18 protein-coding genes and 1 pseudogene are annotated in these 23,933 nt (G+C 44.4%); 12 read left to right on the top strand and 7 right to left on the bottom strand.

Annotation, left to right across the window (positions count from 1 at the left end):
- Positions 1–493: 493 nt before the first annotated feature.
- Positions 494–868, top strand: coding sequence for a hypothetical protein (locus MSWHS_RS08975; RefSeq protein WP_048127815.1), 375 nt, complete (start codon positions 494–496; stop codon positions 866–868).
- 259 nt (positions 869–1,127) lie between these two features.
- Here MSWHS_RS08975 and MSWHS_RS08980 read toward each other — a convergent pair whose 3' ends face one another.
- The 4 genes from MSWHS_RS08980 to MSWHS_RS08995 all read right to left on the bottom strand — a co-directional run bounded on the left by MSWHS_RS08980 (position 1,128) and on the right by MSWHS_RS08995 (position 5,408).
- Complete coding sequence (locus tag MSWHS_RS08980; protein ID WP_231585685.1) at positions 1,128–2,000, bottom strand: winged helix DNA-binding protein; 873 nt, start codon at positions 1,998–2,000, stop codon at positions 1,128–1,130.
- A gap of 844 nt (positions 2,001–2,844) precedes the next feature.
- A complete protein-coding gene (locus MSWHS_RS08985) occupies positions 2,845–3,189 on the bottom strand; it encodes a hypothetical protein (protein WP_048127811.1) in 345 nt (114 codons plus the stop codon).
- A 536-nt stretch (positions 3,190–3,725) separates the two neighbouring features.
- Positions 3,726–4,865: a sorbosone dehydrogenase family protein gene (locus MSWHS_RS08990; protein ID WP_048127809.1), complete on the bottom strand. Its 1,140-nt coding sequence runs from the start codon at positions 4,863–4,865 to the stop codon at positions 3,726–3,728.
- A gap of 27 nt (positions 4,866–4,892) precedes the next feature.
- The gene (locus MSWHS_RS08995; RefSeq protein ID WP_369798981.1) at positions 4,893–5,408 is read right to left on the bottom strand and encodes a hypothetical protein; all 516 of its coding nucleotides are present in this window, start codon (positions 5,406–5,408) and stop codon (positions 4,893–4,895) included.
- 267 nt (positions 5,409–5,675) lie between these two features.
- Between MSWHS_RS08995 and MSWHS_RS19280 the strand changes: the two genes are divergently transcribed.
- The 5 genes from MSWHS_RS19280 to MSWHS_RS09020 all read left to right on the top strand — a co-directional run bounded on the left by MSWHS_RS19280 (position 5,676) and on the right by MSWHS_RS09020 (position 12,449).
- On the top strand, positions 5,676–6,296 hold the full coding sequence (locus MSWHS_RS19280; RefSeq protein ID WP_082088084.1) for a hypothetical protein: 621 nt from the start codon (positions 5,676–5,678) through the stop codon (positions 6,294–6,296).
- A gap of 141 nt (positions 6,297–6,437) precedes the next feature.
- Positions 6,438–7,547: a DNA polymerase IV gene (dinB, locus tag MSWHS_RS09005; protein ID WP_048130338.1), complete on the top strand. Its 1,110-nt coding sequence runs from the start codon at positions 6,438–6,440 to the stop codon at positions 7,545–7,547.
- 227 nt (positions 7,548–7,774) lie between these two features.
- Complete coding sequence (locus MSWHS_RS09010; RefSeq protein WP_048127803.1) at positions 7,775–8,683, top strand: MBL fold metallo-hydrolase; 909 nt, start codon at positions 7,775–7,777, stop codon at positions 8,681–8,683.
- Between the two features lie 164 nt (positions 8,684–8,847).
- Positions 8,848–11,157: a nitrogenase component 1 gene (locus MSWHS_RS09015; RefSeq protein ID WP_048127801.1), complete on the top strand. Its 2,310-nt coding sequence runs from the start codon at positions 8,848–8,850 to the stop codon at positions 11,155–11,157.
- Positions 11,154–12,449 carry a nitrogenase component 1 gene (locus tag MSWHS_RS09020; protein ID WP_048158941.1) on the top strand — a complete coding sequence of 432 codons (1,296 nt, stop codon included), beginning with the start codon at positions 11,154–11,156 and terminating at the stop codon, positions 12,447–12,449. Before MSWHS_RS09015 ends, MSWHS_RS09020 begins: the two co-directional genes overlap by 4 nt.
- Positions 12,450–12,494: 45 nt before the next feature.
- Here the strand turns inward: MSWHS_RS09020 and MSWHS_RS09025 are convergent, their stop codons facing one another.
- Together MSWHS_RS09025 and MSWHS_RS09030 are read right to left on the bottom strand one after the other, a co-directional pair.
- Complete coding sequence (locus MSWHS_RS09025; RefSeq protein ID WP_048127797.1) at positions 12,495–13,319, bottom strand: winged helix-turn-helix domain-containing protein; 825 nt, start codon at positions 13,317–13,319, stop codon at positions 12,495–12,497.
- Positions 13,320–13,546: 227 nt separating this feature from the next.
- On the bottom strand, positions 13,547–14,422 hold the full coding sequence (locus tag MSWHS_RS09030; RefSeq protein ID WP_048127795.1) for a PAS domain-containing protein: 876 nt from the start codon (positions 14,420–14,422) through the stop codon (positions 13,547–13,549).
- Positions 14,423–14,633: 211 nt separating this feature from the next.
- Here MSWHS_RS09030 and MSWHS_RS09035 point away from each other — a divergent pair, with 211 nt between their 5' ends.
- The 5 genes and pseudogenes from MSWHS_RS09035 to MSWHS_RS09060 all read left to right on the top strand — a co-directional run bounded on the left by MSWHS_RS09035 (position 14,634) and on the right by MSWHS_RS09060 (position 22,243).
- Entirely contained in the window at positions 14,634–14,993 is a 360-nt protein-coding gene (locus MSWHS_RS09035; RefSeq protein WP_082088083.1) for a DUF2769 domain-containing protein, read from the top strand.
- Positions 14,994–15,335: 342 nt separating this feature from the next.
- Positions 15,336–15,980, top strand: coding sequence for a dimethylamine corrinoid protein MtbC (gene mtbC, locus MSWHS_RS09040; protein ID WP_048127793.1), 645 nt, complete (start codon positions 15,336–15,338; stop codon positions 15,978–15,980).
- A gap of 129 nt (positions 15,981–16,109) precedes the next feature.
- Positions 16,110–17,513: pseudogene (gene mtbB, locus MSWHS_RS09045) on the top strand ([dimethylamine--corrinoid protein] Co-methyltransferase).
- Positions 17,514–17,792: 279 nt separating this feature from the next.
- Complete coding sequence (locus MSWHS_RS09055; RefSeq protein ID WP_048127786.1) at positions 17,793–19,238, top strand: APC family permease; 1,446 nt, start codon at positions 17,793–17,795, stop codon at positions 19,236–19,238.
- Between the two features lie 434 nt (positions 19,239–19,672).
- Positions 19,673–22,243: a histidine kinase dimerization/phosphoacceptor domain -containing protein gene (locus MSWHS_RS09060; protein ID WP_048127783.1), complete on the top strand. Its 2,571-nt coding sequence runs from the start codon at positions 19,673–19,675 to the stop codon at positions 22,241–22,243.
- Between the two features lie 161 nt (positions 22,244–22,404).
- Here MSWHS_RS09060 and MSWHS_RS20265 read toward each other — a convergent pair whose 3' ends face one another.
- Positions 22,405–22,554, bottom strand: coding sequence for a hypothetical protein (locus MSWHS_RS20265; RefSeq protein ID WP_156148115.1), 150 nt, complete (start codon positions 22,552–22,554; stop codon positions 22,405–22,407).
- Positions 22,555–23,067: 513 nt separating this feature from the next.
- Between MSWHS_RS20265 and MSWHS_RS09065 the strand changes: the two genes are divergently transcribed.
- On the top strand, positions 23,068–23,853 hold the full coding sequence (locus tag MSWHS_RS09065) for a winged helix-turn-helix domain-containing protein (RefSeq protein WP_048158942.1): 786 nt from the start codon (positions 23,068–23,070) through the stop codon (positions 23,851–23,853).
- Positions 23,854–23,933: the final 80 nt, after the last annotated feature.

Below are 23,933 nucleotides of genomic sequence, written 5' to 3' on the forward strand. Positions count from 1 at the left end.
AATACTTATAATATACGATAATGGGATAAATTATTGATTTAATTCGAAAAAACAAACACAACCCCTATGTTCTGAAAAATGAAGAGTGATTGTTATGCCTGAGATTTTCAGTAACTCACTTTCGGAACTCAAAGTTTAAGGTGCTTTATAAGTGTTAAATACGTTATTTACGGATATAAATAGTTTTTAAAATTTAAAAACTCTTATTTTACGAATTAAACCTTTTGAAACTTTTATTTTATTAATTAAACCTTTTTAAGCTGGTTATTATTATAAGTATGTTTATATTTAATCTACCCAATTCTAGAATTGTCAAGCCGCAACTAGTCGGTAAGGCAATTAGAATAAAAGTTGATTTAAGCAGCCGGCAGATAGCCGGAAAGACAATTTAAAGAACAAAACCGATGCTTTCAAACTCTGGAAGATTTATCGGTATTGATTTTAGTATCAATAAAGGGGTTAAATAAATTAATGGAGTGTGTGGATCTTGAAAATGAAAAAGATACTGGGAATTTTGCTGGCAGTTTGTTTCGTACTGTCAGTGACAGTTGCATCAGTAAGTGCAGCACCTAATAAAAATGATCGGCAATGGGGCAACGAAAAATCTAAATATGACAGTCAGAAGAAAAACTGGGACAGTCAGAAGAAAAACTGGGATACTCAGAAGAAAAACTGGGACAATCAGAAGAAAAAATGGAATGGGAAGAACAGAAATAACAATAATTATAAGAGATGGGGCCAAAATTACAATGCCTGGAACAAAAACTACAACAGATGGTTCCAGCTTTATATGCAATGGTGCCTAAAATATAAGAAGTGGAACAATCAGTACTGTGGCTGGTACAGCAGTTTTGGTAGGCATCACTGAGGCAGACTGTGGAGGGTTACGCATACCCCGCTTCAGGGGATGAAGTGAACCCTCACTGGCTTCTCTTTTTGTTTCTTAGTTCTATCTTTTCCTTAGTTCTATTTTTTTCCTTAGTTCTATCTTTTCCTTAGTTCTATCTTTTCCTTAGGAGCTATTGGAAATGTAACTGCTTATAACCAAGCATTACACGAGGGAATTACAGAGGAAACCGAGGAGTTTCAATTGCGTGAGTGTAGCACGTGAGTGTAGCACGTGAGTATTAGTGCTTCTCATCCGTTAAAATCACAATATTTTCACGTCCATTCTTGAACTTCTTAATCAGTCCTCTCTTTTCCAGGTCTGAAAGCAGAAGGCTGACTTTTACTTCGGAATATTCCAGCTTGCTGCGTAGATTTTTCTGGGTAATCCTGCCTTTATGGCCTCGAATAACATCCAGGACTTCACACAGATCTGCAGAAAGAGGAGGTTTTTTAAGAGCAGCAGTTTCAATTTCAGAATTACCTGCAGGTTCTATTATTGGATCCGTTACGAAGACAGCTTCCCCAATATTTCCGAATCCAGACGTCACTTCCGAACCAGTACTTTTACCGGGGACTTTTGCCAGAAACCCGGGTATATTGAACTTTCCTTTCTGAAGCCTATTTTTATTCGTCTTTTTGTATTTGCTGGAAAGTTTATAGCCCCCTCCGAACAGAATAATAAGCGTAAAGGCTATTGGAAGGTAACTTATAGTTGAAGAGCTAGTCCCGGTTTGTTCGGGAGGAGCCATGCTATTGGGGTTATTCATTTTAGCTGAAATTGGTTCTGTTACCGGATATTCGGAGACTGGATAAAGCAAGAGATCGAAAACATAATTTCCTTCATCTTCAATCTTGAAAGTTGCTTCTTTTGAATAGATGAGGGTATTGTTCTGGTAAAACCTGGCTGTAATAGTATAGTCTCCGGGCACCAGTTCAAAGGAATACACACCGTTTTTTGCTACCATGGATTGGGGAGGAACTGAATTTATATTGATAACAGTATCGTTCAGTGGTTCAAGGGTATCCCATAAATATGTTGTCCCGTGGACTGTTGCAGTGATGTTTTTGTCTTCTAAGAAAGGTACCCCTAAAGTGAGCGATGCAGATGCCACTAAAGTGAGTAGAGCAGCAGTGAAAATAATGCAGAACCTCAGATTCATTTTTACCAGCAAATCCAGTATTGTATGAGATTGTGGAGATTAGCTACCAAGAATTGTGAACAAAAAAATCTCTCTACATTTTCCCAAATATAAGAGATTTTTTTTATATATAGAAAATATTTCTTATATATAGAATATTTTTCTTAAATAAGGGGAATTTTTCCTGAACATCGGGTACTTTTCCCGAATATGGGAGGCGTATTCGTTTTTCAGGTTTGATCAATAACTTGCCCCTATGATCCAATCTGGACTATCTTATTCCCCTTGATCTGATCTGAACTATGTTATTCACGAGCACGTTTCAAAAATTAATTCCATTAATCCACACCCCAATTAATATTTTTACTTCGTGAAATAAAATCTAATTGATCACCCAACTGATCACAATTAAATAAGGATAGATAGTAGATAAATATTTCATTTATTATTAATTCCGATTTAAATATATAATGAATATAAAATGGAAATATATAAACATGTGATGTATCAAAAATTATCACTATTGACATAAATATTTATAAAAATTTGCAAAACCTTGATTGTGAAAAGACAGGAAAAAAAGTTAAAAAGTTGAAAACCAATACCAGATTAAGAAGACCCGGAAAATGGTTCTTAAAGAAGTCAATTTAAATATAACTTTTAACGGAAAATCCTCTGTTCCGGGTGTTATCTCAGGGATTACAATATTCTAATTTTTATTTTCAAGGGGTCTTACCCCTTATTTTAAGCATTCGTATCTACTAGCCCTTATTTTAAGCATTCAGCTCTTATTTTAAGCATTCGTATCTACTAGCCCTTATTTTAAGCATTCGTATCTACATTTATTGTAGCTATCGAGATATCCGTTTTTGTAGCCTTTATTGTAGCTTTCTTTGTAGTCTCTGGTCCAGCTGGGTTTGTTGAAAGGAGTGGGTATTTTATTGAGAATCTCTTTGCTTCCATATTGCCAGCAGTCTTTATGACCCTGTTTTTTGCCATCTTTATAGCCTTTGTTGTAGCCTTTGTTGTAGCCTTCTTTGCTCTTGTCGTACTTACTATTGTCAGCTGCGCTTACTGACGCAACTGTCACTGACAATACAAAACAAAGTATCAGCAAAATAGCAAGAGTCTTTTTTGTCCTATCAAATTTGTTATATTTCATAAATTATACTCCTGATTGTGTTCAATTGCATGAAAAAGATTTATACACCGATGAAAAGACTCTGTTCTGAAATCCGGTGATTTCTTAAATCCAGTGATTCTGGATTGTTCCCACAATATTGACCACTAACAATATTTGCTGAAACGAAGCTCGATCACACTGATGATTCCTGTGTAGATCACTTCCCTTCAACCTTTCATCTCTGGATAATTCGTTCCAATTGTCTTGCCAGCTATCTATTGGTTGATAGTTTAATATTAACCGGTTTAAATATAAATATACTTACTCAAAAAGAAGTAAATAAGATTTAATTAAAAAAATAAGTATTTCTAAACTTTCAATTTAAATTATAACCAAAAATAATCCATTAAATAATTATATAATTCTTTAAAAATCGTATTTTCCATTAAATTCCCATAATAATGGTTTTTCGCTATTTGGAAGTTTTTGTACTTTGCTTTAAGGTTTTTCACACTTGTGTACCATGTATCAAACCAAACAAATTCGGGTTAAAACCACGTTGCAGGATATCAGGATCAGCCGTAACTGATCCTGTAGATTGCATTATTCTTATCATCTGACACAAGCAAAGCTCCGTCAGGCATTACAAGGACGTCCACAGGTCTACCCCAGGCTGCAAGTCCCAGGAGCCAACCTTCGGCAAAAGGCTCATAACTTACAGGGGTTCCGTTTTCCAGCCTGACCAGGGTAACCCTGTACCCTATGGGAATTTTCCTGTTCCAGGAGCCGTGCTCGGCAATAAAGATCTGGTTCCTGTATTCTTCAGGGAACATCGTGCCTGTGTAAAAGGTCATCCCAAGAGAAGCCACATGAGGGTCCAGTTTTATCTCAGGTGGTGTGAACTCGGAGCAGTTTCTGAGTCCTCCGTATTCAGGGTCAGGAATATCACCTGCATGGCAGTAGGGAAAGCCGAAATTCATACCGGGTTCGGGAGCCCTGTTAAGTTCGTCCGGAGGCAAATTGTCCCCAAGCCAGTCCCTTCCATTGTCAGTAAACCACAATTCTTCAGTTTCGGGATTCCAGGCAAAACCTACCGTGTTCCTTATTCCTCTTGCAAAGATTTCGAGCTGGCTCCCATCATGTTCCATCCGCATTATCGTTCCGTAGAGCTCTTCTTCCTTTTCGCAAACATTACACGGCATACCCACAGGCACATACAGTTTTCCATCGGGACCGAATTTGATGTATTTCCATCCATGTGCGCGGTCGGATGGAAAATCTCCGTTGACCACGACTGGCTCGGGTGGATTTTCAAGCCTTGCTTCAATATTGTCATAGCGGATCACCCTGGAAACTTCGGCTACATACAGGGAGCCGTTCCTGAACGCCACCCCATTTGGCATATCCAGGTCTTTGGCAAGCACAATTACCTCATCGGCTTTATTGTCCCTATTCCGATCAGGGACGGCATAGACCTTCCCCGTGTCCCGGCTTCCGACAAAAAGTGTCCCGCCTGGACTAAGGGTCATGGACCTTGCCCCTCCAACATTTTCGGCGTAATAATCAATAGAAAAATCGGGTGGAAGCTTGATGCAGGCAGGTCCTGCCCCGTTTTCCCCGCAGTTATCAATCGGCACGGTTCTCAGGACGGCATAAGCTGCAAAAATAAGGACAACAAAAGCAAAAAATCCGAGTATTATCCTTGTTACCTTCATAATCTCTCCATTCTACCTGAAATTCTATCATTTTAGTGCCATTGCAGCTTTGAGAAGTTCTTTTTCTGTCTCAGGGCTGGCATATCCCTGCCCTTTCCAGCAAACAATACCTTTTTGATCCAGTAACAAAACATAGGCAAGGTTAGTATTTTCCATTCCAAGAGCTTTTTGGTAGCCGGAATAGTCTCCATAAAAGGTTACCACGTTGTCATGTTTCTTCACTGGGATTCCTCCTCTCATACCGGCATCAATCATCCAGGAGAGGACCTTCCAACCTGCGTTTATCATCGGGACTTCGTAGACTGCAAACATGCTGTCTTTTCCAAACTCCTGCTCAAAGGGTTGAGCCCAGGAATCGATCATACTCTGTGAACTTCGCACAAAAGCAATACAGACGAGTGCAATTTTTCCTTTCATGGCTTCAGGAAGGGTCACAACCCTGCCTGCAAGTGATTTAGATGTGATTTCAGGAAACAGCTGTCCGATTATCTCTTTTCCAGTTTTTGAACTGTTCTGCTCTGCTTTTATGAAATCCCCCCGTATTTAAACTAAAAATAAAAAATTAAGATTAATACCCATATTATAATATTGTAGAAATGCTTTTCCTGAATAGTCCTATCATAGTAAGATATATTTAATATTCGGATCTAAGGTTAGGGTGTCCACTTCATACAATAGAGAGGAAGCTGCGGCACCCTGTATGAGGGGTCTGTCACATTGAAGCCAGCAAGAATCGGCTGTCAGTGTCTCATTATTACTTTATGGCAGCCCGTTTCATACTCACCTTATTTCAGGTTTTATGGTGATGATATGAGGATAAACATTGCGCTGGCGTTGACATCAGCTGTTTTTATGATGACGTGGGTTACAAGTTTTGTATCCATCATATTCAGCTCCATGTCTATTATAACACCGGGTTTTATAGCATCCGATTTACTGTTTATCATCATCATCGAATTATTGGGTATTATCTCTCTTTCTGGTTCTGTGCTTTTCTTACTGGAAGCCAGAAAAACACTATCTCGATGGTATCTGGCAATCCCTCTGTGTATTTCCCTATCTATATTCGTTATAGCAAATTTTCTGGTCTATTCTAATGGGAAATCATTTCTTGGTGACCCGGTAAGCGCAGTAGAGACTCTCTGGATCATTATACTGGTTTTACTGTCCCCCTGCTCTGCATTATTTTTTATATCCTCAAATGGGCACGATGGTTCAACGAACGTATACGTTGCAGTTTCATCTGCAGCCAGTATATTTTCTATGTATTTTCTTATTCTCGCACTCAGAGATATTTCAAAATGGTCGAGCATTGAGGCAGTGTTATTGCCCCTGGCTTTTTACTGGGTTATCTGCATATCGGCTATAGGAGTATGCTTTTTATCAAAAGCGGTAATGTACAGAGAGGACGATAACACACAGGAGTCCTGAAAGGAATCTTTCAATGTGGTTATACAGTCTGAAATAAGTTCTATTACACATTAAGGCTATATGCTTACTTTTCAGACCAGTCGGATTAATACTTTCACCCGACTTCCTCAAGCCTTTTTTATATGTTTTATTCTATCTGATATGATGCCTGCCCCCAATCCTGAAACAAACACTTCCGACAGACGAATCACTTTCCATGTAGATATGGACAGCTTTTTTGCGTCTGTAGAGGTTAGAGAAAGGCCAGAACTGAAAGGACTGCCCGTAGTTGTGGGTTCTGATCCTAAAGAAGGGTCCGGAAGGGGAGTTGTAAGCACCTGTTCTTACGAGGCAAGAAAGTATGGACTCCACTCGGCAATGCCTATTTCACAGGCTTACAGGCTCTGCCCAAGGGCTGTTTTTTTACCTGTGAACATGAAACTCTATGCAGGGGTTTCGGCAGGGGTAATGGAGCTTTTGCGGAGGTTTGCAGAAAAGTTCCAGCAGGTCAGTGTAGATGAAGCTTATCTTATACCGGGGCCTGAGGTCCGGAATTTTGAAGAGGCGGCTATCTATGCTCTCAGGATAAAGGATGAGGTGCAGAGGCAGCAGGGGATCACCTGTTCTGTTGGGGTCGGGCCGAACAAGCTTATTTCAAAAATTGCTTCGGGTTTTCAAAAGCCTGATGGACTTACAGTAATCAGGCCTGAAGATGTCAGGGATTTTCTTTTTCCACTGTCAGTTTCTAAAATTCCGGGAATCGGAGAAAAGACAACGGAAAACCTGAAAAGTATGGGAATTAACAGGGTAGAAGAGCTCGCAAACTGTGATATCCAGCTGCTTTCGGAAAGATTTGGGAAAATGGGGCTCAGGATGAAGCAGTTGGCAAACGGCCTCGACTTTGGAGAGGTCGTTGAAAAAGAAGGCGTAAAGTCAATCAGCAGACACGGGACCTTTGCAGAGGACACGAATGACCCTGTGAAAATCTCCGGGTCCCTGGATATTCTTATAGAAAGCGTGCATGGGTCCCTTCTGAAACACCATTTTCTTTTTAAAACCGTAACCCTTATAGTGCGCTTTGAGGACTTTTCTACTTATACACGCTCAAGGACTCTCCCTTTCTGGACTTCGGATATCTTCGTGATCAAAAGGACAGCCATTCAGCTTTTGTCGGAATTCATAGGCAGGGGGAAATTCAGGCTTGTAGGTGTAGGGGTCACAAAATTTAGGGAAAGAGATGAAAGGCAGACTCTGATTACGGATTTTCCTTAATCGGTCTTTTCCAATCTTTGCTTGGGGTTATTATAGGAGTCTCCTTTTTTGGATTGGTGGGAATCATCATCGTCCCCCTTCTACTTGCTTACTTTCACCTCACCGTAAAAATATTTTTGGAAGAATACCTTTCGAACAACGAGTGAGAGAGTGATAAGGAGACTTTTAAACATATTAAATTTCTATATATGAAAAGGATTATTATTCCTGCAAACCGATAGAAACATATGAAGATTGAAATTCTTGGGTGTGAGTCCTTCGGAGCAAGGTCTCTTGCCTGCGCTGTAAAAACCGGGGAGAAAAAAATTTTGATTGATCCGGGGGTTGCCCTTGCTCGCCTGCGTTACGGTTTACCTCCCCACCCTGTAGAGGTTGCAGCTGCTTTCAGGATCAGGAATAAGATCCTTGTTGCACTTGAAAGTGTAACGGACATAGTAATCAGCCACTACCACGGGGACCACATGCCCATGAAAGCTGAAGACCCTTATCAGCTGCCAGTAGAAGCCCTCCCTCCCCCGGAAGGAATCAGGTTCTGGTGCAAAGGACCGGAGGATATTTCCCGGCTCTCTGCCAGAAGGAGAAAAGAACTCTCAACCTTTCTTGGCTTTCCCCTTCCGAATTCCGAAGGCATTAGTTTCGATGGCATAAGTTTTTCTTCACCTGTTCCGCATGGGACAAAAGGTAAGGGTTTTGGCACGGTGATGATGACCTGCGTAAGGGAGGGAGACGAGGTCTTTGTCCACTGTTCCGACATCCAGCTCCTGGACAGGGGAGCTGTGCTTGAAGTACTTGCCTGGAAGCCTACGATCGTTTTTGCCGCAGGTCCCCCGCTTTATCTCTCCCATCATGTCCCTGAAGCTTCAAAAGAAGCTTTTGAAAATGCCCTCCTCCTGGCTGAAAGTGTGGATACGCTGGTCCTGGACCACCACTTGCTGCGGTCTTTTGGGGGCTACCGCTGGTTAAAAGAGCTTGCCGGAAAGGCAGAAAACAGGGTGTTTTGTGCAGCAGAATTTATGGGAAATAAGCCGGATCTGTTTGAAGCACAGCGAGCCGCCCTTTATGAAAATATGCCTGTTCCCCCGGGATGGCACGAAGCCTATGCAAGGGGAGAGGCGGATTTTGAAGGATACCTCTGACATAAATGGTCAGAAAAATGCCTTTAAGTCGGAAATATAACCTATAATTTTTTATGCCTTAGTCTTAATAATGCGGGTATGCCCATCCAAACAGAAAAAACAATTAATTCTCTTTTCCCGGGGTTTTGCCCTTTTAAGTCCGGGAGGGCACAGAGGGAAAAACCGTGATCCAGATTGCCCTCTATGGGAAGGGGGGCATAGGCAAGTCCACGGTTGCTGCAAACCTCTCGGCTGCCCTTGCCGGTTTGAAAAAGCGAGTACTGCAAGTCGGCTGCGACCCAAAACACGATTCCACCCGGCTGCTCCTCGGAGGGGCTGGTATCCCCACCGTGCTGGACTATATGCTCAAAACTCCCCTGGAAGCGCAGCAGCTCGAAGCCCTGGTTTTTGAAGGCTATGGAGGTACTGCCTGTGTGGAAGCCGGGGGGCCGAAACCTGGGGTTGGCTGTGCAGGCCGTGGGATTCTGAGTAGTTTTGAGGTCTTAAAACGCCTGGGGCTCAGGAATTCTTCCTTTGACGTTGTTCTCTATGACGTGCTCGGGGACGTTGTCTGTGGCGGGTTTGCAGTTCCCCTCAGGAAAGAATATGCAGATGCGGTTTTTCTGGTGACTTCCGGAGAATACATGGCCCTATACGCAGCCAACAATATCCTCAGGGGAATCCGGAATTTCGAGGACGCAGTCCCCAGGGTTGCAGGCATTATCTTCAACGGACGGGGGCTTTTTGCCGAAGAAGAAAGGGTCTTTGCCTTTGCCCGGGCGGTAGGGCTGCCTGTACTGATTTCTCTTCCCAGGGACGAAGTCTTTTTCCAGGCTGAAAAAGCCGGAAAAACCTTGGCTGAAGCTTTCCCTTTCTCTGCCCCTGCAGGTATTTTCAGGGAGCTGGCAGGGTATGTGGAAACCCTGGAAAAGGACCGAAGCCTGCTCCATCCCGCCAACCCCCTTGGTGACCTTGAGCTTGAAACCCTGGTGCTGGGAAAGCGGAAACTGCCCAACAGAAAGCCATTTGTCCCAGGATCTGCACCCGGAAAAAAACCCGGTGTAGAACCTGGTTCCCCCAACCGGGAAAAAGGGTCTTCCTCAGAAATCTGCAAGGCGATTCCCGAAGGGCAGTCTGTAGAAATCTCCGCAGGAGTTCCCGACACAAAGTCCGCAGGAACTCCCACAGAAGCATCCGCACCACCCCCATCGGCACCTCCCACCAGGCTGCCTCTTTACGGCTGTGCCTTTTCAGGGGCTACGACTGCGACTTTTCAGGTTAACGATGCCGCCACGGTCCTGCACGGGCCGAGGAGCTGCACCCATATCACAGCCGATGCTCTTTCTTGCTCTTTTTTAAGGGGAGGTGGAATAAATGCTCCTACACGTGAGGAAAAGCAGATCCCGTGCCTCCTGTCGACCGATATGGAGGAAGAGGACGTCATCTTCGGAGGGCTCGAAAAACTTGAGAGGAAAATCGAAGAAGCCCTTTCAGCCGGCTGGCAAACGGTCTTTGTGGTGAACACCTGCCCCGGAGGGATCATAGGAGACGACATAAGAGAGGCAGCTTCAAGAACCGAAGTCCGTTTTCCGGGAGCAAGGGTCATCCCTGTCCCTGTGGAAGGGGTCCTTACCGGGGACTTTTCTGCCGGGCTACTTGAGGGCTACAAACGGGTTGCCGATCTGATTGACCCTTCCGGCAGGCCCGAAAAAGGACTTGTTAATGTGATTGGAGAAAGGAGCTTTTCTTTGCGGGGGGAGGAAGACTTCCGTACGGTCGAGAAGCTGTTAGGGAAGCTGGGGTACGGGGTCAACTGCAGGTTTTTAAAAGGGACAGATACCTTTTCCCTTCGCTCTTTTAAAAAAGCGGAAATCAACCTGCTTGCCTGCAACGACCCCGAGACCCGGGCCCTGCAGACATACCTTTCCGAGCGTTTCGGGCTTGAGTTTTTTGAGCTTCCTTTTCCTGTGGGTTTCCGGAAAAGTTCCATCTGGATAAAAACCCTGGCAGCACGCCTGCTTCCCGGAAAGGACCTCTCATTCCTGCTGCAGGAACAGGAAGAGGCGTACAAAGCAGGGATCGGGAAATATGCCCCGCATCTCTCGGGAAAGCGCGTGCTCCTGGTGAGCTACACCAAGGATATCAGCTGGATCCTGGACACGATCCGGGACCTGGGAATGGAAATCCTCAAGGTCGGGATTCCTGTCTCGTTTTTCGGGAGGGAAAGTCCGGGCCTCTTGTCCCATGAAGGTTTCCAGGTGGAGAGAAACTATACTGATGAAAGGAGGGCGAGGGATGTTAGGGATCTTAGGCCGGACCTGGTTCTTTCGAGTTATGTCCCTTCGGTCCCTGAAGAAGGAGTGCACTATGATACTATCCCTTTCTCCCCGCAGGTGGGGTTTCTGAGCGGGCTTGAACTTGCAAAACGCTGGAGTACACTTCTGCGGTTGCCGGTTATGGAAGGGTGGAAGTACGATGGAGGTGATGAAAGTTGATTTTTTCCCCGGACGCTTTTACGGGTTCTATCCTGGCGGTAGAAGGAATCAGGGACGCGGCTGTGATCCTGAATGGGCCTACAGGATGCAAGTCGTACCATAGTTTTCTCTCGGACAGACAGTTTCCAAGGGAAAGTTCCCATGACCCCCTTTCGTTCCAGGACGAGTTCTATTTCGGACAGCCAAGGGTTCCCTGCACCTGCCTGGACGGGGAAGACTACATACGGGGTTCTCTTGAAAAGTTTGAAAGTGCCCTTGCAGCAATAGCAGCAAAAGAAAAAGGCTTGCTTGTGGTGATTAATTCCCCGGGAGCAAGCCTTGTGGGAGACGACCTGGAGAGTGTAATTAAAAAAGCAGGGATTCAGAACCGCTGTTTTGTGGTGGAAAATACGGGTTTTTCCCTTCCCGCAGCCCGGGGTTTTGAAAATACCGCTCTTGCTTTGCTTGAGCACCTGAAACCCCGGCCTCTCTCCCGGTCCCTCCCCCACCCCGTTTCCCTGAAAAAAGTGAACCTGATAGGGCTTTCCCTGCTCCATAAACACTGGGAAGGCTCGGTTGCAGAAATGAAGCGGCTCCTGGCTTTTCTGGGCCTGGAAGTAGGGACCGTTTTCCTTGCTGGAACTTCACTCGACGAAATTAGGGAATCGAGAGATGCAGCCTGCAATATCGTCCTTTTCCCCGAATACGGCAGAAGGGTCGCGGAGTGGTACAGGGAACGCTTCGGAACACCTGCCGTGTTTTCTCCTCTTGGGGCTCCCATTGGGTTTGATGCCAATGAAAGCCTGCTTAAGGAAGTTGCGGCTGTCCTGGATATCGACCCTGCCCGTGCCCTTGTGGAAATCCGGAAAGCCAGGCAGACCAGTTATAAACAGATTTCACGTTTCCATTCTTTCTCAGGGCTACCCAAAGGAGCCAGTTTTTCAATCAGGGCAGAAAGCTCCCTTGCCTTCCCCCTTACTCACTGGCTTTACTCCTATCTGGGGATGGCTCCCCTTGCAATAAAACTTCTTCCCGGAAGCGACCCTGAAGCAGCAGCATCTCTTAAGGCGTTTCTGGAAGAAAAGGGTTTTTGCGAAGCCTGGGACAGGGACCCTGCCCTGGAATCGGCTGATATTGCCTTTGCTGACGCCCATACCCTGCAGCTTTTAAAATCAAAGGGGTGCTGCAAAGCCGGTATCGAAATCATCCTTCCGGACGGAGGGTACATCCACTTTATCCCGAAAACGTATCTGGGAGTTTCGGGGACCCTCCTCCTTCTGGAAGAAATCATAAATGGGCTGCGTTCCACATGAATAGCTGTCTGGAATCCGGATTTTTCACAGGATTATTTGGGAATTTCACATATGCCTGTTTCCTGCAGCATTATTGAGGTCATTAATTTCAGTGGTCTGTTCGGAAAGGTTTTTGTAATACTCAAAGAGTTCTTTGCCCCAGGACAGAGCTCCTGGCTCAAAGTTTATCAGGTATTTTCGATCAAAGACAGCATCTTTAGGAAAAAGTGCTATTCCCATGAAATTGTCTGCCGCTATAATAGTAGGAGTCTTTTCACAGTCTTTGCAGGCCAGGAGTTTAGTATTCTCCATTTTCAGAAACTGCCTGGTTTGTTCCCTGTAATCATCTTCAATCCACCTTTTAAGTATTGATTCGGGAAGAATCAGTGACACTGCTGTACCTTTTTTTGCAAGCCCTAGATAAAAGGAAGGAAAAAGAGGGTGAAAATAAGAAACGAGCGCTTCTAACGTTTTTGCCTCTTCAGCATTTTTTGCATACTCGGGAATCATTTCGAACAGATGTTCGAGCTGAGGTTCAATTGTAATGCAATGCCCGAGTTCTCCTATACGGTTCAGAAGAAAAGACGGAATTTTACTCATATCCCTGTCAGCCCAGTAATCTATATTTTCTTCCAGCACAGAAAGGGTATCCAGCAGGGGTTTCATTTTTTCGGTTATGATTTTTCCTATCTCGCTAAGCCTGTAGAACTCTTTATCCTGGACTACAAGGTGTTTTTCCCTGAGCATTTTTACCTGGGGCTGAACTGAAGTTGCACTTGCTTTAAGGGTTTTTTTTATTGTATTGATGTCCTTTGGCCCTTCAAACAGCAGGAGAAGAACTTTTTTTCTTTTTTCTGACAAAAAAATAAGGTCAATTAAAGAGTTTTCCATATTATGCACCTTGATCTGATCACCTGTAGTTTCTGGACTGTAATGTATATTTATTGAAATAAATGTTATATTGAAGAATCCTCTGTAATAATAAAATATATTCAGAGGTTTATAAAATATTAATGACTTATTATTAACATATTTTTTACCCCTTAAAAGAGGGAGGGGTGTTAGGTATATGATGCCCTTTTTCCCGGGAAAAAATAAGTTATTGATTCCTTTTTCTCTCAGGATTTTTTAATCTTTTCGGTTATGTCTTCGATAATACCCTGGAAATTGGTCACCTGCCCTTCCTGATTGCGCTGGATAAAGGTTTTTTCTTCTACCAAGCGTACCTCTCCGGTTTTTGTCAGGATGCGGTACTGCCGGTAAAACTCTTTTCCACCTTCTTCACAGTTTTCATCAAGTTCAAGTTCCACAAGGAGCAGGTCTTCAGGATGGATGATCTTTCCGTAGAGGATTCTTCCTGAAATGAAATCTTCAGGAGCGTACCCGAACTGCCGGACATTTTCTGATACGTAGAGAGTGGGCCAGTACTTTTCTGCCTTCCAGAGAAAAACCACCACAGAGCTGTTGTTGATCACTGTTTCCAGTGCTTTCTGCCGCTCAAGCAGGGCTTTTTGTTTTTCCATAAGGGCTTTCTGGCTCTCAAGGGCATCACTCAATGCTTTTTCGTTTTTTATCTCAGAGGTAACATCCCTGACTATTCCCTGGAAATTGACAACATTTCCTTTTTTATCGCGCTGGATAAAGGTCTTTTCTTCTACCCATCGGATTTCTCCCCTGCCTGTAAGGACCCTGTATCTATTGACAAAATCATTTTTTCCGATTTCACAGCATCTGATGAGTTCTTTTCTTATCCGGTCTATATCCTCGGAATGAACTATATTTGCATACATTATCCTTCCCGTAAGGAAGTCTTCTGCACTATACCCCAGCTGGGTCACGTTTTTCGAGACATACCTGGCAGGCCAGTCCTCTTCCGGGGTCCAGAAAAAAGCCATTATAGGGCTGTTATTGATCACGGTTTCCAGAATTCGCTGCCTTTCGAGTGCTTTATCAAGAATCAGTTCGTCACTTTCAGCTACCTGATTGAATCCCATATTATCCCTTTTCCTCCAAAGCCTTTTTAAATCCAGAGCCCTAACGGCCACAGGTAAAAATGTATTTATAAAACCCTCAATTAATAATACAATATATTTTGACATCTTATAAATTAATGTCCTTTTTTACACAGGGGGAAATGTTCTGGACTCTGAGGTCTCAACAGAAGGCAGAGAAAATGCCGAAGAAGCAGAAGAGTTCTCACGGGAGATGCCCGATATCACCTTGAAATCCAGGGAAATATACGGAAAGTATTTCGGGATCTGCAGTTCATACCACCACCTGAAAGCCTGTGTCTGCAAAAACTGTCTTTCTTATTCAGGGGGCACAGGGATGTTCTGTGCCAGAGGCAAAAGCGAGGTAGAGGGAAATAAAGAGGGATGTCTCTGTGAAACATGTGAGCTTTTTAAGAAATTCCGGCTTGAGGGTGATTATTTCTGCCAGCCGAAAGAAAAAATGGAAGTTTTTGAAAGAACCCACCCCCCTCTGAATATCTGTACGAACTTCCAGACGAGTGCCGGAACAATAAAGGTCTGCGTGCTGGATGGTCGGAATATGCATTCAAAGTAACGAAAGAACAATGCGGAGATTCTTTAGGAATCGATTCCTGAGAACTCGGATTCACTTCCTAATTTTTGAATTCAATTTTGTTTTTCATCCCTGTTTTTATTTATGTTGAAAATTTCAATGCCATCAAAAAATCTTATTGATTGAGCCTCAACCGAAGAGCCTGTCCTTTTCCTTCGGTCCTTCACAATGCTTCCGGAAGGTTCCAATTCCATACCATTAAGAAAAAACACCATCGTCTGGGCTATATATTTTTACACATATAATTTCTATACTCAGGAATCAAACTTTAGTAGCGATACTTAGGATGCTAAAGCGGGTTTCTGACTTAATGGAGGTTTAAAAATGGCAACTAAAGAAGAACTTATTCAGGAGCTTTCGGATACGGTAATCTCCTGTAAAAAGGATGCAGTACTGGCTGCTGTTGAAAAAGCAAAGCAGGTCATGGAACCCGCAGAAATCATTGATAAAGGACTTTCAGCAGGCATGAACCAGGTAGGAATTCTTTTTGAGAGAGGGAAACTTTTTCTGCCCCATGTAATGATGGCTGCTGATGCGATGACAGCAGGAGTCAAATTACTTGAAGCTGATCTCCCTACCGGGAGCGAGAGCAAAAAGCTCGGTGTAATTGTAAACGGGACGGTTGAAGGCGATGTGCACGACATCGGCAAGTCGATCGTGTCCACAATGCTGCAATCCGCTGGTTTTGAAGTTCATGATATCGGCAGGGATGTTCCTATAAAGAACTTTGTTGAGAAAGCAAAAGAAGTCAATGCAAATATGATAGGGCTTTCTGCCCTGATGACCACCACACTTCCCGGACAGAGGGAAGTAATCGAACTCCTGAAAGAGGAAGGGCTGCGCAGCCGCGTCAAGGTAATGGTAGGAGGAGCACCTGCAACCCAGGCCTGGGCAGAAAAGATCGGGGCAGACTGCTACGCCGAAAACGCAAGCGAAGCTGTTGCAAAGGCAAAGGAACTGCTGCTCTGATTCCGGTTCTGATTCCGGTTCTGATTCCGGTTCTGATTCCGGTTCTAATTCCGGTTCTGATTCCGGTTCTCATTCTGAGTCTAGTCATCTAAGTTCAATCAATATCATTTATCAATGGAGGATATAAAAATGGCAACTGAATATGCTTTGAGGATGGGAGACGGGAAACGTGTCTTCCTTACCAAAGAAAAGATTGTTGAGGAGATTGAGGCAGGCACGGCTAACGCCGCTGACCTCGGTGAGATTCCTGTTCTCAGTGCTGATGAACTTGAAAAGCTTGCAGAAATCCTGATGATGCCCGGAAAGGCAGTCAGTGTCGAGCAGGGCATGGAAGTTCCTGTGACCCACGATATCGGTACTCTCAGGCTTGACGGGGACCAGGGCAACAGTGGTGTTGGTATTCCTTCCAGCCGGCTTGTCGGCTGCATGATGCATGAGAGAGCCTTTGGTGCAGACACCATGGAACTCGGGCACATCGATTACAGCTACAAACCTGTAAAACCTGTAATCTCAAACGAGTGTCAGACCATGGAAACCTGCCAGCAGAACATGATCGTGCCGCTCTTTTACGGGGCAATGCCGAACATGGGCCTGTATTATACTCCCGATGGTCCCTTCGAAAACCCGGGAGACCTGATGAAGGCTTTCAAGATTCAGGAAGCCTGGGACTCCATGGAACACGCCGCAGAACACCTCACAAGGGACACCGTGTGGGTTATGCAGAAACTCTTTGCCTCCGGGGCAGACGGGATCAACTTTGACACAACCGGTGCAGCCGGGGACGCAGACATGTACGGGACCCTCCACGCTATCGAAGCTCTCAGGAAAGAATTCCCAAACATGTACATCGAAGCCGGGATGGCAGGAGAAATGGTGCTCGGGATGCACGGCAACCTGCAGTATGACGGCGTAACCCTTGCAGGGCTCTGGCCACACCAGCAGGCTCCTCTTATTGAAAAAGCAGGTGCAAACGTTTTTGGTCCGGTGTGCAACACTAACACCAGCATGACCTCTGCCTGGAACCTGGCACGGGCAGTCACATTTATAAAGGCTGCAGTAGGTGCAACCTCAATTCCATGTCACGTGAACATGGGTATGGGTGTCGGCGGAATCCCTATGCTTGAGACTCCTCCAATCGATGCCGTTACAAGGGCAAGCAAGGCAATGGTCGAAATTGCCGGCGTTGACGGCATATAGATCGGGGTCGGCGACCCTCTGGGTATGCCGATTTCCCACATAATGGCTTCCGGTATGACAGGCATGAGAGCAGCCGGTGACCTCGTTGCAAGGATGCAGTTCTCAAAGAACATGCGCATAGGAGAGGCAAAAGAGTATGTGGCAAAGAAGCTGAATGTCGACACAATGGACCTCTCAGATGAATATGTCATGAGAGAACTCCGTGAAGAACTCGATATTGGCGTCATTACCTCAGTCCCAGGTGCTGCAAAGGGAATTGCTGCAAAAATGAATATCGAGAAGTTGCTCGATGTTAAGATCAACTCCTGTGATCTCTTCAGGAAACAGATCAGATAAACATATCGAATAGAACCGAATTTGCACAAAAGATTGCAATAAACACGAATAGCGGGGGTTTCAGGAACCATATTCCTCTGGAATAATTCAGGAAACGTGGCGAAACTTTTTACGGGTTGCTGCTACAGGCGGAAAAACGCAGGTGCACCCTCCCGGCCTGGTTTCTGAATATCTTTCCACTTTTTCTGCTTGCAGGTTCTGCAGGCTTATTTATGCTGCAAGAGCTGTGCGAATCTTCAGGTTATGTCAATAAACAATTAAACGGAGTGTGTGTTGAAAATGAGTGACGAAAAAAGTGAATCAGGAGGGCTTCAGCGGACAATTGACTGGAAACAAGGGCTTGCAATCGCCCTTGGTGTTCCTGTGCTGATCCTTCCATCTATCGGTTACTTTGCAAGCTATGTCTGGGCTTTTGCAATCGTCATCTGGATTTTTTCCGTTTTCCAGGGCTTTATGCAGAACTTTGCCTATGGAGAACTTGCAACAATGTTCCCTAAAGCCTCAGGGCTTCCGGGATACGCCCAGAGTGTGTTCGGTACGAATAAGGGAAACAAGAAATACGACCAGGGTAAACTGCTCGGAGGGTTCAGTGCCTGGAGCTACTGGTTTGCCTGGAACCCCGTGCTTGCTATCTTTGCAATTCTTATCGGAAGCTACCTTAAAGGCCTGATTCCTGCCTTTGCTGGTGTTCCTGACCTTGCTCTCTATCTTGCTTCCGGAGCAGTTGTTTACATATTCCTTATGATAGTCAATTATCGCGGGCTTGCCGGCGGAGCGACCCTTGGGTACATCCTTGCCGTGCTTTCTCTTGCCCCGCTTATCATCATTGCCCTTGCACCTTTCATAACCGGGCAGTTTGAAATGAGCAATATCACAGGAGCCTGGCTGCCCACAGACTGGAGCTGGGATATACCGCATATCCTTATCCTGTTCGGGATTTTTGCAATGGCTCAGTGGAGTGCCTGTGCCTGGGAAACCGCAGCTATCTACGGGCCCGAGTATAAGGAACCAAAATCCGATGTTCCCAAAGCCCTCTTCATCTGCGGTACTATCTGCCTGGTGACTTTCATCCTTGTCCAGGCAGCCTGTACCGGAACCCTGGGAATAGCAGGAATTCTGGCAGAACCTTTCTCACCAATGCTCCCGATGGCTCAGATGACTCTTGGGCCCGTAGGTGGGGCTCTAACCATCCTCATGCTGATTGCGGCAATGGTAATGATCATCCAGACTGCTTTCCTTGGTGCTTCAAGGGCAATGTATTCTATGGCTACTGAAGGAAATCTTCCAAAGTTCTTCAGAAAGATGAATACTCACGGAACCCCCGTTAATGCGATGATCGTCATCGCTCTCTTTAACATGGGTTTCATTTGCCTTGGAACTCCTGCAGCCATTCTGGCGGCATCTGCAATCGGATACGTCTGTGCCAACGGAATCAGTCTCTTTGCTTACGTGAAGGCAAAACTCGATCCCCGATTCTCAAAGCTTGAGAGACCTTTCAAAGCTCCAGGGGGCTGGAAATACGTTGCTCTGATTTTCGGGCTCTTTAACCTGCCTCTTTGTTTGATAGGGGTTATTTACCTCAATAGCCTTGAAGTGGGCTGGACTTCCACTATAGTTGGTTTCGTGGTGCTTGCCCTATACGTCCCGCTCTGGTTCTATTCCCAGAACGAGAACCCGGCGAGGGTGGAAAAAGAAACCCATGTATTGGGTGAAACCACGACATAAATTTTAAATAGGAATGCAGAAACATATCCTGCATTCCTTCTTTTTCCCGTATTCCATTATTTTTATTGAATATTTTTATCGGATAATTACTTCAAACAGGCAATATCTCAAAACATGTAACATTGTAAAATATATAATAAAATTCTCTGCCTGAATCTAGAAATTGCCGTCCTGAAGTTTTATAGAAGTATTTAAATGTTTTAAGTGCTCATAAAATTGAATTATTAAATACTCGATTGTACCTGATTTGTCTTCGGGTCCATAAATTCGTCTGAAGTATGTAAGTGAAAGTTGCTTTCTTTTCACCCTTTAGGCAGCTCAAAACGAGAGGAACCACGAGAGGACCGATAGTGAGAGGCCAATAGTGAGGAACCAATAGTGAGAGGCCAATAGTGAGAGGCCAATAGTGAGAGGCCAATAGTGAGGGTTAAATAATGTTCAGTGATACCCCGTTGAAAACAAAGATGATCCTCTATACCGTTCTCGGGGTTTTTCTAATCCTTACGGCTTCCACAGCTGTGATTATTTCCACGGTTACAACGCAGGAAGAAAAGCTGGCCTACCAGCAGTCAGTTGAAATGGCTTCCAATTATGCAAACCAGTTTGATACGGACATGAAAGCCAACCTTGCCATTGCAAGAACGATTTCCACTACCATGGCAAGCTATGAAACTGCAGACCGGAACGAAGCTCTTCTTATTCTGGAAAACCTGCTCCTTGACAATCCTCATCTCCTCGGGACCTATGTGGCTTTTGAGCCCGATGCCTTTGACGGGAAAGACGCTGAATATGTAAATGCTCCTGCCCACGATGGAACTGGCAGGTTTGTCCCTTACTGGAATAAAATGAACGGGACTATTGCAGTTGCACCTCTCCTTCATTATGACGATTCTGATTATTACCAGCTTCCAAAAGATACGAAAAAAGATCTGCTTACTGAACCCTATTTTTATGAAGGAGTCTTCATGGTGAGTTACGTTTCTCCTATCATTAAGGGTGGAGAATTTGCAGGGATTGGGGGAGTGGACGTTTCCCTTGAATATGTGGATGAAGTGGTAAGTGAGGTCCGGACTTTTGATACGGGATACGCTTTTATGGTCAGCAATGAGGGAATTCTTATGTCCCATCCGACCCATAAGGACTGGATCGGAAAAAAGAACCTGTATGATTTTGGAGGAGAAGAACTCAAAAAAGCCTCCATTGATATTGAAAAAGGTGTTGGTGGACACCTTGAAACAACGGACCCGACAACCGGAAAAACCGTTATTATGTTTTACGAACCTGTTAAGACCGGAGACTTCGCTTTTGTACTGGTAGTCCCCAAAGAAGAAATGCTTGCCGGAGTTACCGATCTGAGAGACAAGCTTCTTATTATTTCTGCAATCTCAATCCTGTTTATGGCGGCTCTGGCTTATATGATTGCAAGATCCGTAACAAAGCCGATTAACAGAATTGTTGATAATTTTAAGAGCATTGCTGAAGATGCAGTTAAAGGAGAACTCGGAGTAAGGGCTGACACGAATGTGGGAATCGATTTCAGGGAAATTCCCAGAGGTTTGAATGAAATCCTCAATGCTGTGGTTGTCCCTATCCGGGAAACCATGAGGGTGACCAATGCCCTTGCACAGGGAGAGTTGAAGGAAAGGGTCAATGTGGACGTTCAGGGAGAGTTCAGGAAACTTGAGGACACGCTGGATAAGTTTTCCGAGACCCTTAATATGATTATTGACGACTCGAACGCCGTACTTACAGCTTTTCAGCACAATAATTTCAAGCTCCCTATCCGGATACAGGGGCAGGGAGACTTCAAACTCCTGACTGATGGGATTGAAGAGACCCGCCTGGTCCTTGACAGGATTACAACCCAGCGCAGGGAGGCAGAAAAAGCCTTAATTGAGTATGCGAGAAAACTTGAGCACTCAAACAGGTTAAAAGAAGAAATGGAACGGATAATTAACAACAGCCCTGTGATCGTCATTTTGTGGAAGTATGAGGAAGGCTGGCCAATAGAATTTGTCTCGGAAAACGTTACCCTACTTGGATATGAAGTAGAGGATTTAATCTCAAACAGAATTCTCTATGCAGACATTGTCTATCCGGATGACTTGGAAAAAGTAGATAATGAACTTGCCAGAAACGTGGATGTGGGCTGTGATGCCTACAACTCGGAATACCGGATCTTTACAAAATCCGGGGAAGTCCGCTGGGTGGATGAGAGAACTTTTATCCAGAGAGATGGAAAAGGAGAAATCCGCCTGCAGGGGATTATCCTGGACATCACCGAGCACAAAAAAGCCGAAGAAGCCCTGTTGCAGATGGAAGAGATCCGCAAAAAAGAAATTCACCACAGGATTAAAAACAACCTGCAGGTAATCTCAACCCTGCTCTACCTTGAGTCCGGAAATTTCTCCGATGAAAAGGTAATAGAAGCTTTCAAAGATAGCCAGCACAGAGTAAAGTCCATGGCACTGGTCCACGAAAAACTCTACCAGTCCGAAGATATGATAAGTGTGGACTTTGCAGACTACATCCAGAACCTTGCAAATTACCTTTTTGGGGCATATTCGGTGGGGAGCAGAGACATCAAGTTAAAGCTTGACGTTGACAACGTTTTCCTTGGTATGGATACGGCTGTCCCTCTCGGTATCATTATCAATGAACTAATCTCAAACTCCCTTAAGCATGCCTTCTCAGAAGGAGAAAGCGGCGAGATTTGCGTCGGTCTCAAAAAAGAAGAAAACGGAAAGGATGGCAAAGAGACCGGACGGCTTGGCACCGGTAAAGGAAGCAAGGCAGGAATCCCAGGAAATTGTTTTTCACTTATTGTCAGGGATAACGGCAAAGGTTTTCCGGAAGATATTGATTTCAAAGAGACCGATTCCCTGGGCCTGCAACTTGTTGTTTCCCTTGTGGACCAGGTTGAGGGCAGCATTGAACTTGACACGAGCAGGGGAACCGAATTCAGGATCATGTTCCGGGAATTAAAGTACAAGCAAAAATTATGAATGCTGCTATAAAAGAATAGGACTTACGTACTTGAAATGAAAAATAATGCACATGCGGACTCGTCAACACTATTTAAGTTTATACAGTTAAGTATTTCTCGCTCGTGGTCTTAAATTCAATACCGTTAAAAGTTTCAATCACTTGAAATAAGGCAGGCCAATCACTTGAAAAGAGCAGGTATTATTTGGAGGTACCTGAGGAATATGGCCTTAAATCCCACGGCTACAGCCCTCAGGTAAATGTTGTAATGCATTTGCTGGAGTTCAGAAGCAGTTAAGAAAACTGCCTGGACATCTCTGATGGCAATCAACTGTTCTTTTTCTCATTATTCTCAGTTTGTCCCGTAAGTGTCGGATTGCATTCCCACATGCAGCCCGGAAAGCTTTCGTTCTTCCCTGAGATTCATTTCACTTTTTTTCGATGATGCAACAATTTTTCTGCACTGTGTTTTATCCTTTTTTGTGTCTTATTTAAATCTGTTTTCAAACCTTCTCTTTTATTGTACCGGGGATTTACTCAAGACAATTTGCCTATCCCAGAAGGTTTGATCACTTTCCCAGTGTGTAATTTATTCTATAACTCCGATAATATATAGCCCAACCTATGGGGTTTTTTCATAACTTTCGGGTTAAGGAGTGAGTAATGGGGAAATGCCATAGAGAGGAGATTTTTTGATGCCGTTAAAATTTTTGAGAGCTTTAAAAGGCCCCTTTTCGGAAAAAAGGTACATTTTTCAGGCTTTTTAAATTTATTTCTTGATAATTATTCATCTCCTCATAACATAACATATTAATAAAAGGTTTTCAATATTATAAAAGTAGCAATGAGCTCATCTTTATGTGATACTATCTGGCTTTCTGAAAAAAAGAAAAACCTTCTCCTCCTGTTGATGGAAGGGCCCCGGAACATCGAGCAGATCAAGACCTCTCTTAATGTGACTGCTAAAGCGATGATGCCTCAGATCAAGATCCTGAAAAAACAGGAGTTGATCCTCCAGAAAGAGGACACTTATGAACTTTCGGAGATTGGAAAATTGGTGGTAGGGAACATGCTGCCCCTGCTCAACACATTTGAGGTCATCGAAGAAAACAAGGAATACTGGGCAAGCCGGGATACGAGCATGATACCGATGGACATGTTCATGCGCCTTGGTGAACTCGGGGAATGCATGGTGATCGAACCTGACCTGAACCACCTTTTTGACCTCCCCAGGGAATTTACTGAAAATCTTGCAAAATCCAGGTGCATCCTGAGCTCCCTTTCTTATTATCATCCTCTGTATCCTTCTTTATATTCAAAGCTTGCAAAGAGTGAGGTTGAAGTGGAACTCGTGCTAACGGAATCCGTATTTGAGAGGCTTAAACATGACTCCCCCGGCGACCTTCAGTCCCTTTTTGACTCAGAAAATACAATTGTAGCGGTCTGTGAAGAAAGCCTTGGAATTCCCACCATTGCTGTCACTGACCGTTTTATGTACCTCTGCCTTTTCGACAGGCAGGGAAGATATGACCACAGAAAGGTGATGAGCTTCGATGAAAGTGCACTTCGCTGGGGCAGGGAACTTTTCATGCATTACAGGAAATCCGCCCGGGAAGTAACAGACGTTTAATGCCCATGGTTTTTAAAACACTAAACAATAACCGTTCCATCCGGAGTCCTTTCTCAAAAACATCAATTGCGGGAGTTTAG

Origin of the sequence: Methanosarcina sp. WWM596, from assembly GCF_000969965.1 — an archaeon.
Lineage (GTDB): Archaea > Halobacteriota > Methanosarcinia > Methanosarcinales > Methanosarcinaceae > Methanosarcina.

Excerpts from the sequence above, each read along its gene's own strand:
- MSWHS_RS08975 (WP_048127815.1), top strand. The coding sequence starts at position 494 with ATGAAAAAGATACTGGGAATTTTGCTGGCAGTTTGTTTCGTACTGTCA.
- MSWHS_RS08985 (WP_048127811.1), bottom strand. The coding sequence starts at position 3,189 with ATGAAATATAACAAATTTGATAGGACAAAAAAGACTCTTGCTATTTTG.
- MSWHS_RS08990 (WP_048127809.1), bottom strand. The coding sequence starts at position 4,865 with ATGAAGGTAACAAGGATAATACTCGGATTTTTTGCTTTTGTTGTCCTT.
- MSWHS_RS19280 (WP_082088084.1), top strand. The coding sequence starts at position 5,676 with ATGAGGATAAACATTGCGCTGGCGTTGACATCAGCTGTTTTTATGATG.
- dinB (WP_048130338.1), top strand. The coding sequence starts at position 6,438 with ATGATGCCTGCCCCCAATCCTGAAACAAACACTTCCGACAGACGAATC.
- MSWHS_RS09010 (WP_048127803.1), top strand. The coding sequence starts at position 7,775 with ATGAAGATTGAAATTCTTGGGTGTGAGTCCTTCGGAGCAAGGTCTCTT.
- MSWHS_RS09025 (WP_048127797.1), bottom strand. The coding sequence starts at position 13,319 with ATGGAAAACTCTTTAATTGACCTTATTTTTTTGTCAGAAAAAAGAAAA.
- MSWHS_RS09030 (WP_048127795.1), bottom strand. The coding sequence starts at position 14,422 with ATGGGATTCAATCAGGTAGCTGAAAGTGACGAACTGATTCTTGATAAA.
- MSWHS_RS09035 (WP_082088083.1), top strand. The coding sequence starts at position 14,634 with ATGCCCGATATCACCTTGAAATCCAGGGAAATATACGGAAAGTATTTC.
- mtbC (WP_048127793.1), top strand. The coding sequence starts at position 15,336 with ATGGCAACTAAAGAAGAACTTATTCAGGAGCTTTCGGATACGGTAATC.
- MSWHS_RS09055 (WP_048127786.1), top strand. The coding sequence starts at position 17,793 with ATGAGTGACGAAAAAAGTGAATCAGGAGGGCTTCAGCGGACAATTGAC.
- MSWHS_RS09060 (WP_048127783.1), top strand. The coding sequence starts at position 19,673 with ATGTTCAGTGATACCCCGTTGAAAACAAAGATGATCCTCTATACCGTT.
- MSWHS_RS09065 (WP_048158942.1), top strand. The coding sequence starts at position 23,068 with ATGAGCTCATCTTTATGTGATACTATCTGGCTTTCTGAAAAAAAGAAA.